The 15,822-nt window shown below is 60.6% G+C and carries 11 protein-coding genes and 1 pseudogene; 8 read left to right on the top strand and 4 right to left on the bottom strand.

The window, feature by feature from the left end:
- Positions 1 to 103: 103 nt before the first annotated feature.
- From QW863_RS35685 to QW863_RS35710, 6 genes are all read left to right on the top strand, one after another.
- On the top strand, positions 104 to 931 hold the full coding sequence (locus QW863_RS35685; RefSeq protein ID WP_315770048.1) for a type II secretion system protein GspK: 828 nt from the start codon (positions 104 to 106) through the stop codon (positions 929 to 931).
- A complete protein-coding gene (locus QW863_RS35690; RefSeq protein ID WP_409978011.1) occupies positions 928 to 2,718 on the top strand; it encodes a GspE/PulE family protein in 1,791 nt (596 codons plus the stop codon). Before QW863_RS35685 ends, QW863_RS35690 begins: the two co-directional genes overlap by 4 nt.
- Before the next feature lie 43 nt (positions 2,719 to 2,761).
- The gene (locus tag QW863_RS35695) at positions 2,762 to 3,877 is read left to right on the top strand and encodes a PilN domain-containing protein (protein ID WP_315770050.1); all 1,116 of its coding nucleotides are present in this window, start codon (positions 2,762 to 2,764) and stop codon (positions 3,875 to 3,877) included.
- The gene (gene gspM, locus QW863_RS35700) at positions 3,874 to 4,443 is read left to right on the top strand and encodes a type II secretion system protein GspM (RefSeq protein ID WP_315770052.1); all 570 of its coding nucleotides are present in this window, start codon (positions 3,874 to 3,876) and stop codon (positions 4,441 to 4,443) included. The genes QW863_RS35695 and gspM overlap by 4 nt, the downstream gene beginning before the upstream one ends.
- Before the next feature lie 20 nt (positions 4,444 to 4,463).
- Complete coding sequence (locus QW863_RS35705; protein ID WP_315770053.1) at positions 4,464 to 4,958, top strand: hypothetical protein; 495 nt, start codon at positions 4,464 to 4,466, stop codon at positions 4,956 to 4,958.
- Positions 4,959 to 5,237: 279 nt separating this feature from the next.
- Positions 5,238 to 6,017: a type II secretion system protein GspK gene (locus tag QW863_RS35710; protein WP_315770054.1), complete on the top strand. Its 780-nt coding sequence runs from the start codon at positions 5,238 to 5,240 to the stop codon at positions 6,015 to 6,017.
- Positions 6,018 to 6,671: 654 nt separating this feature from the next.
- On the opposite strand, the pseudogene QW863_RS35715 reads toward QW863_RS35710, so the two are convergent.
- A pseudogene (locus QW863_RS35715) lies at positions 6,672 to 7,046 on the bottom strand (NAD-dependent epimerase/dehydratase family protein); the annotation flags it as partial.
- A gap of 750 nt (positions 7,047 to 7,796) precedes the next feature.
- On the opposite strand from QW863_RS35715, the gene QW863_RS35720 reads away from it, so the two are divergent.
- On the top strand, positions 7,797 to 8,060 hold the full coding sequence (locus tag QW863_RS35720) for a hypothetical protein (protein WP_315716354.1): 264 nt from the start codon (positions 7,797 to 7,799) through the stop codon (positions 8,058 to 8,060).
- Positions 8,061 to 8,172: 112 nt separating this feature from the next.
- Here QW863_RS35720 and QW863_RS35725 read toward each other — a convergent pair whose 3' ends face one another.
- From QW863_RS35725 to QW863_RS35735, 3 genes are all read right to left on the bottom strand, one after another.
- Entirely contained in the window at positions 8,173 to 8,655 is a 483-nt protein-coding gene (locus QW863_RS35725; protein WP_315716353.1) for a hypothetical protein, read from the bottom strand.
- The gene (locus QW863_RS35730) at positions 8,642 to 13,225 is read right to left on the bottom strand and encodes an RHS repeat-associated core domain-containing protein (protein WP_315770055.1); all 4,584 of its coding nucleotides are present in this window, start codon (positions 13,223 to 13,225) and stop codon (positions 8,642 to 8,644) included. Before QW863_RS35730 ends, QW863_RS35725 begins: the two co-directional genes overlap by 14 nt.
- Before the next feature lie 1,739 nt (positions 13,226 to 14,964).
- Positions 14,965 to 15,447 (bottom strand): A24 family peptidase, encoded by a 483-nt coding sequence (locus QW863_RS35735; RefSeq protein ID WP_315770057.1) that lies wholly within the window; start codon positions 15,445 to 15,447, stop codon positions 14,965 to 14,967.
- Between the two features lie 29 nt (positions 15,448 to 15,476).
- On the opposite strand from QW863_RS35735, the gene QW863_RS35740 reads away from it, so the two are divergent.
- Positions 15,477 to 15,822: hypothetical protein (locus QW863_RS35740; RefSeq protein ID WP_315770059.1), on the top strand; the 346-nt coding region annotated here is incomplete at its 3' end.

The following is a 15,822-nucleotide window of genomic DNA, read 5'->3' on the forward strand; positions in this document are numbered from 1 at the left end:
CGTCACTGGCCGGAGCTCGTGATCGCGCCGCGGGTGCAGGCCGATGTGGCCTGCGTCTACGACGCGCTCACGATGCGTTGTCGCGGGCGATAGGGGGGGCCACATGCCGGTGCTGTCGGTTCTCTGGGGGCTCGCGCTACTGACGGCGATTGCACTGTCGCTGTCATGGTCGAGCAGCGTGTCCTATGGCCTTGCCCGTAACGGCGTCGATCAGGCCGCTCTCGGTGCGCTCGTCGAGGCCGGCGTGAACGCCGCCGTCGACGGTCTGCTCGATGCCCGCGCGGACCACCGCTGGCGCGCCGACGGCCGTCTCTACGCCCTCGATTTCAACGGGACGCGGATCGGCATCAGGATTCAGGACGAGCTCGGACGGGTCGACCTCAACCAGACCGATGAGGCAATGCTGAACAGCCTGCTGCTATCAGCAGGGCTGGATGCGCGGGCCGCCGCTGACCTGACCGACAAGATCGTGGACTGGCGAACCGCAACGTCTCTGAAGCATCTGAACGGCGCCAAGGACCGGGACTACGCGTCGCGCAACGCCGCCTATCATCCCCGCAACGGTCCGTTCCAGAGCGTCGATGAGCTGCTCCTGGTGATGGACATGACTCCGGCGATCTTTGCGCGGATCGCGCCGGCGCTCACGGTCCATTCGGGACGGCAGTTCGTCGATCCGCAATTGGCGCCGCGCGAGGTGCTGCGCGCGCTGCCCGGCATGACCGCGCAGAGTGCCGAAGCGACGTTGGCCGCGCGCGACGGTGCCAGGTCTGGCCTTGCCGAAGGCAATCCGATGACGGTGCTGCGTGGGCGCGCCTTCACGATCCGGACCGAGTTTTCCCAGGCTTCGCGCGTGGTCGAAGGCGAGGTCGCGGTGCGCCTGACGGAGAATCCGCAGCAGCCCTATTGGGTGCTGAGCTGGGGGACGCGATGACCGGACGCGCAGCGCCAGCGATGCAGCAGGCCGACGCCTTCGCCGCAGACATCGAGGAGCCGCGCGCGCAGCTGCACCGGTCCATGCAAGACGTGGGCAGGACAGCGCTGTTGCAGGGCTTCGGCGACTTCCTGCGGGCCGAAGGCATCGTCGATCGTATGAGCCTCGACCGTGCCGGACGCGCGGCGCAAACCACCGGAGACAGGCTCGACACCGTGCTGACCAAGCTCGGTCTGGTGTCGGAGGCCGGTCTGGTCGCGGCGTTGGCGAAATTCCTGGCACTCGATCTGGTGCGTCCGGATCAGATTCCGATCGACCCCGTGTTGCCCGAACTGGTCGAAGCGGAGTTCGTGCGTCACAATCATGTGCTGCCGCTCGGCTGCAGCGATGGCCGGCTTGCCGTCGGCGTGACCGATCCGTTCAACCACGATCCGATCCGGGCCCTTGCATTCCTCACGGGCCTTTCGGTCGACATGCGGCTGTTTACGGCCGCGGATTTCGACAAGGCCTGCGCGGGGCTCTATCCCGCCATGTCGCGCAGCGACGAGACCCGCGCCACCGGCGGCGCCGAGGCCAACGAAGCCGACGTGCAGCGGCTGCGCGATCTTGCGAGCGAGGCGCCGATCATCCGCCTCGTCAACCAGATCATCACCAGTGCCGTCGAGGCGAGGGCGTCGGACATCCATATCGAGCCCAATGTGGACCAGGTGCTCGTCCGCTATCGCATCGACGGCGCCTTGCGCTCGGTCCAGGTGCTCGCGGCGGACCTGCGTGCCGCGATCACGTCCCGCGTGAAGATCATGTCGAAGCTCGACATTGCGGAGCGGCGCCTGCCGCAGGACGGGCGCATCAAGATCGCGGTCCGTGGCATCGACATCGACTTCCGCGTCTCCACGATCCCCACAGCCTTCGGCGAAAGCGTCGTGCTGCGCGTGCTCGACCGCAATCGCGTCAGCCTCGATTTTGTCGAGCTCGGCTTCTCCGACGAGCACATCGCGACGCTGCAGGCGCTGCTGCGGCAGCCCAATGGCATCATCCTGGTCACCGGACCGACCGGCAGTGGCAAGACCACGACGCTGTATACGGCGCTGAAGACGCTCAACAGCACCGAGCGCAAGATCTTCTCCGTGGAGGACCCGATCGAATATCAGATGCCGGGGATCAATCAGGTGCAGGTCCAGTCGGAGATCGGGCTGACGTTTCCTCACGCGCTGCGCTCGATGCTCCGGCAGGATCCGGATATCATCATGATCGGTGAAATCCGCGATCTCGAGACGGCGCGCATCGCCATTCAGGCCTCGCTGACCGGTCACCTCGTGCTCTCGACGCTCCACACCAACGATGCGGCGTCTGCGATCACGCGGCTGATCGACATCGGCGTCGAGAACTATCTGCTGGCCTCGACGCTGAAGGGCGTGATTGCGCAGCGTCTGGTACGCAGGCTCTGTTCCCGTTGTTCGCATGGTCATCCGCAAGCGAGCTATTGGGCGGAGAGCTTCGAGCGGTCCGTGACCGGACTCCGTGCGTTGGGGCAGCCAGACATTCGCCAGCCGCAAGGCTGCTCCGATTGCGGCAATGCCGGCTTCTCCGGACGTTCGACCATCGCGGAGATGCTGGTCATCGACGAGGCATGTCAGAGTCTGATCCTGGCGAAGGCGTCGGACACTGCGATCGAGCGCGCCGCCCGCGAGCAGGGCATGCAGAGCATGTACGAGACCGGAGTCCGGAAGGTCTGGCGCGGCGAGACCACGATCGACGAAGTTCTGCGCGCGACGCGCATGGGATAGGGCGGCGGGACGGGCGATGCATGAGAGCAAGGATAGAGGCGCGTTGCTGGCCACGGTTCGTACGGCGCGTCCGCGCGACTGGGCGCAATCGGCGGCCGCCTGGTGGTGCAGGGAAGCGGTCGATCTGCTGCCGCAACGGTTCGTGGCCGCGCTGGCGCCGGCCGGCCGGCCGAGACTTCTGGTCGATCGCGACGACACGGGGATCCGGCTTCAGTTGAACGATCCCCGATCAGGAGTGCAGGCTGGTGAAACGACCCATGCAGGTGAGGTGACGGCGGCGATCGCATCCATCCTGCAGCGTCATGGTCTGGATCGGCGCGACGTGGATCTGGGCTTGCGTCTGCCGGAAGAGAGTGTTTTCCGCCGCGAGCTCATGCTTCCACCCGAGGCGAAGGGCGCGATCGATACGATCGTGCCGCAGGACCTGTTGCGCCGGACGCCGTTCAAGGCGGAGGACATCTATTGCGACCACTTGACCGCCACATCGCCTGACGGTCGGATCGCGGTTCGGCAATGGGTGACGCGGCGCCATCACGTGCAGCAGGCCGCAGATCAGCTCGGGCTTGCCGTCGCGCACATCGACTTTGTCGTGTTCGGCGACGATCAAACCTCGCCGTCGATCCGACTGGCGCGTCCTGCGGCTGCCCGCAAGACCTCCACCGTTGCGATCGCAGGGCTCGGCGCGCTCGCCGTGCTTCTAGGGTCCGGCATCGCGGTCCTGACCTTTGCCCGGCAACAGTCCACGCTGGACCGGCTCGATGCCGAGATCGTTGTGGCCCGCAAGGGCGCCGAGCGCGTTCGCGTCCTGGTGGATCAATTGCGGGAGCGGCGGACGGCGCTGTCGCGCCTTCGTCTGCAGCGCAGCGAAGTGCCGGGATTGATCGACGTCTGGGATGAAGCCTCGCGCATTCTGCCGAAGCATTCCTGGCTGACCGAATTGCGGCTCGTGGAGGGAGCGAACCCGCGGAGCGCAACGGTCACGATGACCGGATTCTCGGCCGCGGCGCCGAGCCTGATCAACACGCTCGGTGGATCGAGACTGTTCGTGGACGCTGCCCTGACGTCGCCGGTCGCGATGGATCCGATCGAGAACCGGGAACGCTTTTCATTACAGGCCAGGATTCGTGTGCCCGATGCCATCAAGGAGGTGGCGCCATGAGCGAATGGACGAAGCGCAGGGACGCGCTCGGACGCCGCGGCCTTTTCATCGTCGTCAACCTCGCGCTTCTTGCGCTGTTGTTCTGGGGCTTCGTGGCGCCGATCGCGGCGATGTTCGCCGAGCGGGAGGCGCGGATCCGGCAACAGCAGGCGCTGCTGGCACGGTTGAGCGCGATCGCAGCCCAGGCATCGGCCATCGAGGGCCTTGCCTCCGAAACCGAGTCGCAGCTCCAGAACGGGGAGTTTCTGACGGGTGCGAATGAGAACGTGATCGCCGCCGACCTGCAGACGAAGCTGAAGACGATCATGGGCAATGCCGGCGCCCAGTCCCGCGCGATTCAATCGCTGCCGGGCCGGACCGTCGATCAGATCAAGTACAGCGGCGCGCGGATCGATCTGTCCGGGCCGTTGCCCGCCGTCATGCGCGCGGTCCACGCGGTCGAGAGCGCAAGGCCATATTTGTTCATTGCCAATGCGGTGCTGAAGAGCGCGCCTGCGGTGCGCCCGGGAACGGCCGAGGAGCCAGTGCTTCAGGCGCAGCTCGATATCTACGGTGCGGTGCAATGAGGAGCCTCGTGCGATGGCGGGTGACGCCGCTTGCCGGAGTTCTGGCGCTCCTGGCGGGTCTTGATCTAGTGCTCGGCGCCTGGCTCGCGACGTCGGTCGGAGGCGGCGAAGCGCCCGGCGCTCGCCGCGCAGCTTGGGAAGCGCCGGTGCCCCGGACCATGGCGAGCGTGGCTGGACGGCAGCCGCTGCAGACATATGCCGAGATCCTGGCCCATCCGGTGTTCCAGAAGTCGCGCGAGCCGTTCGTGCCGCCCCCACCCGCGCCGCCACCGCCGATGCCGGTGGCCGCTCCGCCCCCGGTGGCCACTGACCCGGGCCTCCTGGTCGGCGGTGTCATGATCAACGGCGGCAAGAGCAAGGCCTATCTGCTCAGCAAGGTTGGCGCGGGCGCAGGCTCCTGGATCAACGAAAACGAGACGTTTCAGGGCTGGCGGGTGACATCGATCGACGCGTCAGGTGTTCGGATCGAGCAGGCGGGCCGCGCGATCGAATTGCAGCTCTACCCCAAGAATTGAAGAATACAGGCCGCGCTGCGGCCCCTCGAGCCGGAGTAGAATAGCCTTGTTTGCACAGACGAAAGATCAAGGGCCAATCCGCAGACAGCCGCTCGTAGAGGAGGAGCGCGAATTGTTCGTTCCTGCTTGGCTCAGCTTCTCGGTGCTCTCATACGAGCTAGGTCTCTTACATGTCTTCTCGAAACCGTCGTCCGCCAAGCGATCTTCGGACCATGGCAGTCCCAGAGATCAGAAATGCCAGTCATAGCGGTCCTGTGGATCCTAGGATTATTGACAACGTTGTCACTGTCGCTGCTCTGGGGCAGCGAGGTGTCGTACCGCCTCGCCCGCAACGATTGTGAACTTGCGATTCTGAGCGAGACTGCAGACGGGGCGCTGGACTACGCCGTGTCGGGATTGTTTGATCAAAAATCTGATCGCCTCTTGCGTCCAGGTGTAGGCGAGGTTCACCTGCTCCACTTTGGCGAAGCCGAGATCCGGATCGTGATCCAGGACGAGCTCGGCAAGATCGACATCAACCAGGCCGACCCTGCCTTGCTTGCCAGTTTGCTGCGGTCGGTGGGGCTAAACGCCGATGCGGCAAGTGGGCTTGCAGACAAGATCGTGGACTGGCGAACCGCGAGCGAATTGAAGCATCTCAATGGCGCCAAGGAGTTCGACTATCGCGCGGCGAATAGTCCCCACCGGCCGCGCAACGGTCCGTTTCAGAGCGTCGACGAGCTTCTTCTCGTAATGGACATGACGTCTGCTCTCTTCCAGCGGATCGAACCTGCCGTGACCGTGTATTCCGGAAGCCAGTTCGTTGACCCAAGACGTGCCACACCTGAAGCTCTGGCGGCGATGCCCGAGATGATCAGTAAGCAAGGGGTGGCCTCAGATCGCCCGCCTCCATTTCCGATCGGCGCAAACGAAGAGCCAACGTCATCCTTGCGCGGTCGCGCCTTCATGATCTGTATCGAAGTCGCAAAGTCAGGCCAGGTTTCTCGATATCGAGCTGTTATTCGAATGACGGACAATCCGGTACATCCCTATTTCCTTCTCAGCTGGAAGATGACGTAAGCTCGCGGCCAGCGCTCTGTCCGAGACGTAGTGTCTGTGGAACACCTTCCTGGCCGCGAGCTTGGCGAGGACGTCGACTATCGACCGGAAGACGCTCGATGCAGCTGTCAACGCCTTGTGCGAAAGCGGGACGCCGCGGCGCCGTACCCCCGCGGACCAAATAGGCGTCAAGCGCCAGTCAGTAGGGCCGCAGAGCTACGCTTACGTTGGAGCGACGAAGACGAGGCCGGCAATGTCACGGAAACATGGGGCGGCTCAGTCCGCGCGGTGGCAAGGTGCTACGTATTGCTGCCGCAGCAAATGTTTGATCCGCACCGGCGATCGAGAGATGCGGCTGGCAACCGGGAGGCTAGCTAGCCACGGTGGCGCAGGCACTTCACTGATAGGCCACGCTTTCTCGTGAAGTGCGCCGCGTCTTGTCGCAGAACGGGGGGGCTCGCCGCTATCAACAACAACCGTCGGACGGAGGAGTGTGAGGCTCTCATGGCAGCCGAGCACTTCATCAGGGTCCAGAATCCGGATTATTCGCGGCACCATTGGGGCCTTGACATCGTTGCTGAGATCGAGGCTTACGGCAGCTTCAACGAGATCCAGCGCCGAATGGCCTTTGGTGGTCTCGCCCTTGCCAATAATGACTAACGACTGCGTCGCCGCTTCGCGCAGAAATGCCTGATAGGCGAGTCCGACTCCCACTTCCAGGGAAGTCGTCGCGCGCCAGCCAAGCTCCGTCAGGCGGGAGACGTCGAGAAGCTTGCGTGGTGTGCCATCCGGCCGTGACCGGTCAAAGCTGATGCTGCCCTTGAAGCCTACTACGGCGGCAACCACGCGGGCGAAGTCGGCAATGGTGATATCCTTGCCAGTGCCGATGTTGACCAGCGCGGTGTCGGAATAGGTCTTCATCAGGTGCACGCAGGCATCCGCCATGTCGTCGACATAGAGGAACTCGCGCCGCGGCGTGCCGGTGCCCCAGACCACGACCTCCGGCGCATCCGCGAGCTTGGCCTCATGGAAGCGGCGGATCAGCGCCGCGTTTGCGCGGATGGATGGGGTCGGCTAAATCCCATGATCTGCGATCGCCATAAATCTCGGCTGGAAGTTCCCGGGCGTTGTCAGGGACATTAGATCGATGGCGCTGCTCGACACGTACGAGGCGAAGCGTCTACGGACGTCGCTCAACACCGACCATCCTTGACGCTCTACGGATTTGCTCGGCCTTTTCGCTGCAATGCTCAAGACCAAAGACGCGCAACGGGGGAGCTGGCGACGAGTCTCGTCGTGTTGCCGACGGCCGTCTCGACCTTTACGCGTGCGTCTAGTTCAACTTTGCCGGTATCGAGTAACCCACTGTTGGTTCGCCAGCCATCGTCTCGGATTGCACAACCTCGCCGTCCGATGCTTTGACGGCGTTCGCTCTGCCGCGTGCTTTGTGTAGATCTCTAGGCGATCTCACACTGATCCGTCCTGATTAGATCCTGCGGCATTGCCAAAGGTGCTCGGCTCGCTGGACGGCGCGTTGATGCAGGCATTGGACGATGGTCGCGGCTAGCCTCCCACGCATCTTACGTGTGGACCACAAGTTCCACTGACGAACACCTCCTCGATTTCGGGCATCAAGGTAACGGCCTCATCGACGGTCGCTTCGATATCCGCCTCTGTTGGCGCCGAACCCAGCCACCCCCGCGCATCGAACCAGCGCCTGAAGAATGGGCGACGATACACCTGGAAGTATTGTTCGAGATACTGGACCCATACGTCCTCTGCAGGAATGCGCCCTGACGCATGGACAATCCCCTCTCGAGGGACGATGCCAAGGTTGAGGCGAAACGCGGGGCGGCCGCACTTGTCGAGCTGGATTTCGACGATCTGAAATCCTTGAATGCCTTCGCGCCGCAGTCTCCCAAATGGGAATGCGGAACGAATCTCCCGGCTCCGCGCATCACTGCCCGTAAGCGGGATCGTCCGGAATCCTCGCTGCTCAAGCGCTGGGACGATTCTCAATTGAACGACCCGTCTCAGCGCATGCCTAACCTTTTCCGTCATTAGCCATCGATTCGGTCGCCGACAAGTATCAACATCATTGGTATGAGCCGGTCCATCAGTTAACCGCCGTATCACTGCAATGTAGTGGTGAAGTCATGCTGGTTTTTTCGAGGAATCAGGACCCAGCAATGAGCGCGTCGAGGCAGTCTAACGGCGCCGGTGCTCCCAGGGCGTCAAAGAGCTCTGACGCCGTTGACGACCGGGCCGCTTGACTTACAGCCTGTTCAGGATCCGTCTTGTCAAAGTACTGCTCAACGAGTGCGGGACGTTTTGTTATATAGTTGACGGCGCGCTGCCGCATCTCACTAAAGCGAACTTCAGGCGCCTGGCGCAGAGTTACCGATATCTTCCTGGTCCCACCATTCAAAAAGCTGAATATTCTTCGCCAACGGCTTTCACCCCAAAGATGCTCGAAGCGAATCTCATCAATCCGCCAGATTGTCCCGTCACGATCCAAAACAGTTACCCCGAGATAGCGCTCAAGGACCCGTTCTCTCGGACCCGTCGAGACTTTGAACGCATCGCTGCTATATGGCAGGATCGTTTCTCTTCTCTCATCAAAGAACAGCAAGGTACGTGGCCCACTATCTGCAGTCACATCCGCCTCCCCGGGGTGAAGTGCCCGCTAAAATTGCGCCGATCGTTAGGCTCTTAGACCATCCGGGGCCAGCCACCCAAGCCAGCTCGGGATACTGCGCGAGCGTCGAATTGAGGGACGCGGAGATGGGATTGGTGTTCCAGGGCTGGTTCTTAATCCAATCCGGTACCATCCGTCCTATGCCTTGGTTCCGCTCCAATAGCCAATGATGTCTTACCTGCCCTTCCCCGAGCAGCTGAATGCCTTCCCTGTTCATCCATTTGCGTGTCGCGTTCCAAGTATGACTCCCAAAATCCTTAAATCGGAACGCTCCCTTCTCCAAGGCGCCAGCGAGGCCCCCCCCGACGAGGCTGAGTCCAACCTCTCCGAGGTTAATGCACCGCCAGTTTCCGCCGTTCTCGTAGAGCTGAAGTCCAATATCTGCTGCGGCAAAAGCGAGGCCCCACGCGAATTCTCCCGTCGGATCTGTAAAAGAGACAGGATTCCCGCCAGCGTAAACATAGAGGCTCGGCCCTGCGACGAGCCCAAGCGGATCTGCCTGCGTGTATCTCCCAATCGATGCATCGTAATGCCGATGCCAGTTGTAGTGAAGCCCTGACTCGACGAGAAAATACTGACCCGGATATCGCAGGTTGTTGCTTGCGGTTCCGGTGATCGAGCGGACCTCACCGTAAGGCCAGTACCATGCGTCCCAAACCACGGTCTGGTTTGCGTCGGTCATCTTGCTCGGGCGATCGAGATGATCAGGATGCACGTACCATTGTTTAGGCGTTGCCGTGTCCAGATCGGCAAAAAGCGCAAGGGGTGTATCATCCAGCCAGACGTATTCCCGCTGCGTCGTGCCGTTCGCGCCTGCCTCGGCCAATAGCCGCCCAGAGCTGTCATAGATATAGTGGGTCGTAGTCGATGGCGTCATATTTTGGGTGGTCCGAACGGCCATCCGCTCGAGCCCGTCATAGACGTAGCTCGCGGTCACCGTCGTGCCGATTGTGAGCTGATCGAGCCGATTACGATTATTATAGCGGTAGTTGTAGGTCGTAGTGCCCCTGACATCAGTGACGATATTGCCGACTCCGTCATTCGTGACGCTCCGCAGCGTATTCGTGCCCTCAGTGGTGCCGACGTAGAGATTGCTGTTGTACGGATAGCCTAAAACTCTTGTCGTGGTGGTTGTGCCATTTGTAAAGACGTCGCCGGTCCGATTGCCGACCGGGTCCTGCCAATAGGTCTGCGTCCCCCAGTCCCCGTAGACATTCTGCAGCCGATGACCCGGAGTGAAGACATAGTTGTCGGTCCGACCGGCGACATTGTTGTCCCAGACATTGGTGATGTCGAAATCATCGTACCAGTAGGTATAGGCACGGTTGATGACCGAATTCGATCCCTGCTCGACCACGAAGGTGCTCAAATTGTAGTCCTGCGTGAATGTCTTCCACAGGATTAGGTCATTGCCGTACGAGAGCGACTGCAATGGACCGAAGGGTTGGTAAGTCACCCACTTAGCGAGCAGCATTTCGGCAGTTGCGGCGCCCGGCTGCTGCGTCACGGTGTTCACGAGCCCCGTTGCACCGCGGTAATAGTTGACGATCCGGCCGGATGGATAGGTGATGCGGGTCAGATTGCCGTCGAGATCATAGGCATAGCCAACGAGGTAGACGATCCCGGCTGTTGTCTTCTTCTCCTGAATGGCCTGTCCCAGCGAATTGAAGGTCCACTCGATGCTCCCGGAGGCGTCGTCGATCCGTGTCAGGCGCCCAACGCCCTTGTTTCCGCCAGATGTCCCATCCCAGGAAAATGTGACGTTCTCCCCCGGAGCAGCCGGATATTGCTTGCTCAACACGCGCCCTGCCGCGTCATAGGTCAGATTGGTAACGACGCCACGCCCGTCAGTCATTTGCGTCGGTCGGCCGGCGGCATCGTAGACATAGGTGGTCGTGCCCGTATCGGGGCTCGTTCGCTGGATTACGTCGCCGAAGCCGTTCCGCACGAAAGTGGTGTTGAGAGAGCGGGGATCGCTATAGCTGGTTACTTCATCTCTGCCATCGAGGGTGACCGTCTCGCTGTTGCCCTCCTCGTCTTTCGAATTGATCAACCTGTTCAGCGAATCGAATGACCAGCCGAAGACATTCGAGCGCGGGTCGGTGATCGAGACGCGATTATTGGTCTTGTCGTAGCCGTGAACCCAAGTCTGCTTTGAAGCCCCGATGAACTTCAACAGTCGGCCGAGTTCGTCGAATACGGCCGTCTGCGCCAACTGGATGGTTCCGTCAGATCCCTTGATCTGCCGCGCTGTGACGTTGCCCATCGCATCGCGCGTCAGTGAGATGGATGCGCCAGTATTATCCTGGATCTGAACCACCCGCCGCGCATCATCATAGGTATAAGACAGATAGGCGCCGTTCGCGCGCGTCACTCTGGTGACATCGCCAACTGCATTGTATGTCAGCGACATCGTCGCGGCCAATCCCGATGGGTCGACGGTGACAGTCAGTAGTCGGCCGAGCGCGTCGTAGGTAAGGCTGGTGGTGACGCCGTTGGGATCGGTGACGAGCGTCGGCTGTCCGCGGTAATTGACCGAGTTGATGATCGTGACCTGTCCGATCTCGTTTGTGTAGGAGGCAGGATAGCCGTTGGCATCGTACGAGAAAGAGACCGTATCGCCTGGGCCGGGGAGGGGGCCGTCAACGCTCGACAGCAGCGTCCCGGTATAGTTGAACGTCCAGGTCCGCGTCTGTCCATTGGTCGAATACGGCGCCGTCTGCGACGTCGTGTCGGTCTGGGTCACTTGCGACAGCTGACCGGCCGCGCTCCAGGTGTATGTCGTGGTCAGGCCAGGTTCGACCTGTTGCGCGACCACATTAAAGGTGTTGTCGTACACGAAACTCGTGGTAGTCGCCGCTGCGGTGCCGCTTCCGCGTACGATCGAGGTCGGGCGTCCGTAAGAATCCCTCGTATAGGCTGTGACGCGTCCCTCGTCATCGGCGACCTGACTGACCTGCCCAAGCGTATTGTAGCTGACGGATCGGGCCGAAGCGGGGCAATTGGTGGTCGCCTGGCCGGCCACTCCTGCTGACTTCATCGTTCCCTCTCGCTTTGCAAACGAGTAGGTAGCCTGCTTTCCAAGAGCATTGGTGACCGTACGGGTCACGGCAGCATCGTCATAAACAACCGTGGTCAGGTCCGCGCCACCCGCGTGCGAGCTGGAGATCGGTCGCCCATCCGGATCGTATGTCCAAGTTGCGTAACGTACGCCTCGGGCGTCAGTCACTCCGGTGAGAAGGTCCGGAAAGGTCGTGTTCTCGTAGTGATACGTCGTCACATCGAGCTGCTGCCATACTCCGTTGTTCTTTTCCGACCTCGTGACAGTCGTCAGGTTGCCGTTCGTATATCCGTAGTCGATCTTGAAGTATTCAGTGGGGCCTGTGCTCTGCGCATAGGTGTAAAATGTTGCGGTCGAGACATGGAGAGGGGTTCCCGAGGCGTTCGTCTCGTAGCGAAAATCGATATGCCTCGAATCGGCGAATCCTATGGAGTCGATTCGCGTGGGATGCACGGCTGTGTTGGCGATGATGTCCTTGCTGACGCCGTTCCTTTCCGTGATCGATTTGGGCCAATAGGTATTCCCGCTCTGTATGAAAATGACCGTTCGATCATTCTCGTCCTTGAACGAGAAGAGCTTCGTGCCGCCATTGTCGAAGCTCGTCAGCGATACTTTCGAGTCGCTGTAGGCGCTCGCGTAGACCCCCGGCGTCGGCTGGTTGAAATCGTATTCGACGCCGTCTGGCGAGAACACGGCAACGGTGTTGCCAACGAGTATCTCGTACTCGAAGTCGAAGTGCCACCGTGCCGTGCCTAGCCGTTGTCCCGGCGTTCCGCGGCTTCGATAGTGGCGTACAAGCCCGAGCGGGCGCGCTCCTCCCGACACGAAGTCGACGGCATCCTCAGACTTCGAAGATCCCGAGAGTGAGATCGGATTGCCAACGCTCGGATCAGTTGTGCACGGATCGGGGTTGTTCTGCGGCGCGGGGGCGTGGCTGTTCGGGGGGCCGCGGCTCGGATCCTTTGTGCACACTCCTCTCTGCAGTGCGTAGCCGGAGACGCAGTCGGGCGATGTGATGTTGATCTCGTACGCCACTCGGGTGGCGTCGGCAACGTAGCATATAAGGCTGCCGTTCGGGCGAACTTCGACGCCGTTGAATTTCAACGGCAAATGAACGTCATAATCATAAAAGCCGATGATGATATATTGCGGGTACAAAGCTGCGAGCTGACAAGCGGCAGCTGGCTCGGTGACGTACTGGGTAGTCAGAGGGATATTGTTGACGACGATCGGATATCCCAATTGCGGGTTTGCATCGGCTGCGGTTGTGGCGCACGCGAGAATGAAACAGGCTCGTCCCAGGCAACGAAAATGACGCGCCGCCCCAAGAAGCATCTGGAAAATTGGAGCAAGAACCTTCAAGCCAAAAGTACAGCCAGAATCGGTATTTCTAATCCAAGAGGATACGAAATATTGGATTGTAGAGTGCTCGATCGCTCTTTGTCCCGCCGCTCCGATCGCTGACGACATCCCATGCCCCTCGCCTGCTTCCCCGTAGATTTACGGGGGACATAAGATAGAAGTCGCATTATACCTTCAACGGTTGTGTGGCTTTATCAACAACGTTAGGGTGAGCCGCTAGAATTGGTCTGAATGATTGCAGGAGCTATCGCCGAAAGTTGGTGACGGCGGGAGTCCGAAGTCGGCACGTCGGAGCTATCGGAGATCGAGGAGGTGGTACCTATTGGAATCGCCGGGCCACGAACTCTCGGCACTCCCATATTCTCTTATGTCCTGGTTCTGGTGCTGGGGTGGCTGACCCTATCGATTCTTTTGGTTGTGCGGCTACAGTTGTTCAATTCGCGGGTCCTAACCCTTGAGGAGGCAAGGCCCTCGTGATCAAGTCGATCAAAGAGTCGTCGATGGATCAGGAGGACGCAGATCGCTTGGGGGAGCAGGTTCGCAGGGTCAAATCGGTTCACCGCATAGCCCAAGCCGTCGCCGAGGCACGCGGTTGAAAGCAGGCCGGCCTGCCGACGTACCTCGATCGCCGTGTGAGTGAGGTCCGGCCGACGTTCTGATACGATGCCCCGGACGCTCTGTATCAGCTTCGTGCCGTCCATCAGCGACGCAATGAGCTCCCCGGTTAGTTCGCGCAGGCGCGGCAGATCGTTGTCATATGCGTCGATATCGAATGCCGTCAGCCCGGGATTTCCCTGCACGGCCTGAGGCGCTCGCTAAATCGGAGACGTGGCATGTTTCAGTTTCAGGACAAGAATTATCGAGGGTTCCCGACGGATCATCGTCTCGTACGCTAATGCTTCGCTTGGACGCGAGGTGCGACGGGCCGCGGTGGCACCGAAACTTTGCAGGACGTCCGAATGAGGAAATGTCTCGATTTCTAGCAGATTGGAAGGCTCGGAACCCGATGCCGACCGTCTTCAAGCTGCAGTGGGATCGCATTCCAAGGTCTACAAGGGCATAGGCGTGGGGACCGCTGAGTTGGGAAGCGGCGGGGGCGATTGCTCATGCAGGTAATCAGAGCTCCTCTCGCCTGGCTATCTGGGGCCGATTCGCGCCTATCGTGGCTTGAGAAGCAGGTTCTCGATTGTGTGCGAGCGCGGCTGGATGATCGAATTCGATATTTGTGGGATCGTCAGGTTCAGACTATCAACAAGGTCCAACGGCTGCCAAACGGCGTTGAGGTGGACTTCTACAGGATGTCAAACGGACGACCGAGCTTCGACGGGAGTATCGCATTCCCCAACAAGAGAGAGGTGGCTTTGGCTACGGTAAGCATCGAGATGAACGGCCTGGGGACGTTGGATGCAACAGTCTGGTCCGTCAATGGGTTCATGTTCTCGATCGAGTATAAGGGAAGCGTTGGTGACTTTGAGGAAGCAGCCGCCGGTATGGACCCCCTGCCTGGGTTCAGGATCAGCTGTGGTTTGACTGCCGATCTGTAAGCTGCCTGAAGAGTGTCAGGTAGGATGTCATCATCGGAGTGCGATTGTTATACGAGCCGTTGAGTAGCCAACAGTGCTGACGGATACGCTGACCGAATGGTCGATGTTGTGACCGAGAACGGCAGCTGCGCATCGGCGCCACTGAGGAGGACCAAAGCGCCATGCAGCAAGCACTCCACTGCTCCAGTGGCGGGTGCACGATCGACCTTCAGCTCTATTCCCGAAACTGACGACGTTCTAAGCTTGATGGTTCAAACGCCCAGGGCTGGGAGAATCCCCTGCGGGTGCCCGGATGTATACGAATCAAACGAGCCATCGACTTTCCTGCGCAGCAAGGGTGACGAGCAGCCCAAAAGCCAGAAATGGTCCAAACGGGACCGCGCTCTTCCGTGTGACGGAGTAGCCAGCCGCATGTAGGGTGGCGACTACCGCGAGCGCCGATAGTGAGGCGGACAACAACTGGAGAGGGATGCCGACCATACCAACCCAAAAAGTCGACGCAGTCAGTAGCTTCACGTCGCCTAGTCCCAGGCCCTGCTGCCTTCGGATGACGAAATAGAGCCAGCGTAGGAGCCAGACGGCAGCAGCGACGATCATTGCCTGGAGAACTGTTTCGACGACGGTAGGCAATCCGCCCAGGGCAGCTGCCCGAAACGCCCCAATTAGGGCGATCGTCGCATTCAGCGCGTTGGGTATTGTTCTGCGCTTGAAATCGATCCAAGCCAGCAAAACCAAAAGGCCTGGTAGGAAGATCAGACAAGCCGTAGCTACCCCAAGTCCGGTCATCGCGTACTAATGAGCTGCGCGCGGGGATAGTGCTGGATGCAGTCGAATCCGAATCCCCACAGTGCACATTTGATTGGGAAAATCACCTTCTCGCCCCGCGCGTGAAACAGGCGATTGATATTGCCAACAAAATCTCCGCGTCCGAGTGCTCGATAACCCTGAGTAAACACTCACGCTATTCCCCCATTTCAAGTGTCAATGCGGGAAGTCACGACTTCGCTTCTGGCCGATGTTTTGGTCGTGTTCTCCGTCAAAGTCGGGAGGCAGGCCAGCGGCTTGCCGAGCATCGCCCCCAGCTCGGCTCGCGTGATTCGCGGCGAGACCCCGCCCTACTCGCGGCGGTAATCGTCCTCGATGCGGATGATGTCGTCCTCG

Source organism: Bradyrhizobium sp. SZCCHNR1017, assembly GCF_032381375.1.
GTDB lineage: Bacteria > Pseudomonadota > Alphaproteobacteria > Rhizobiales > Xanthobacteraceae > Bradyrhizobium.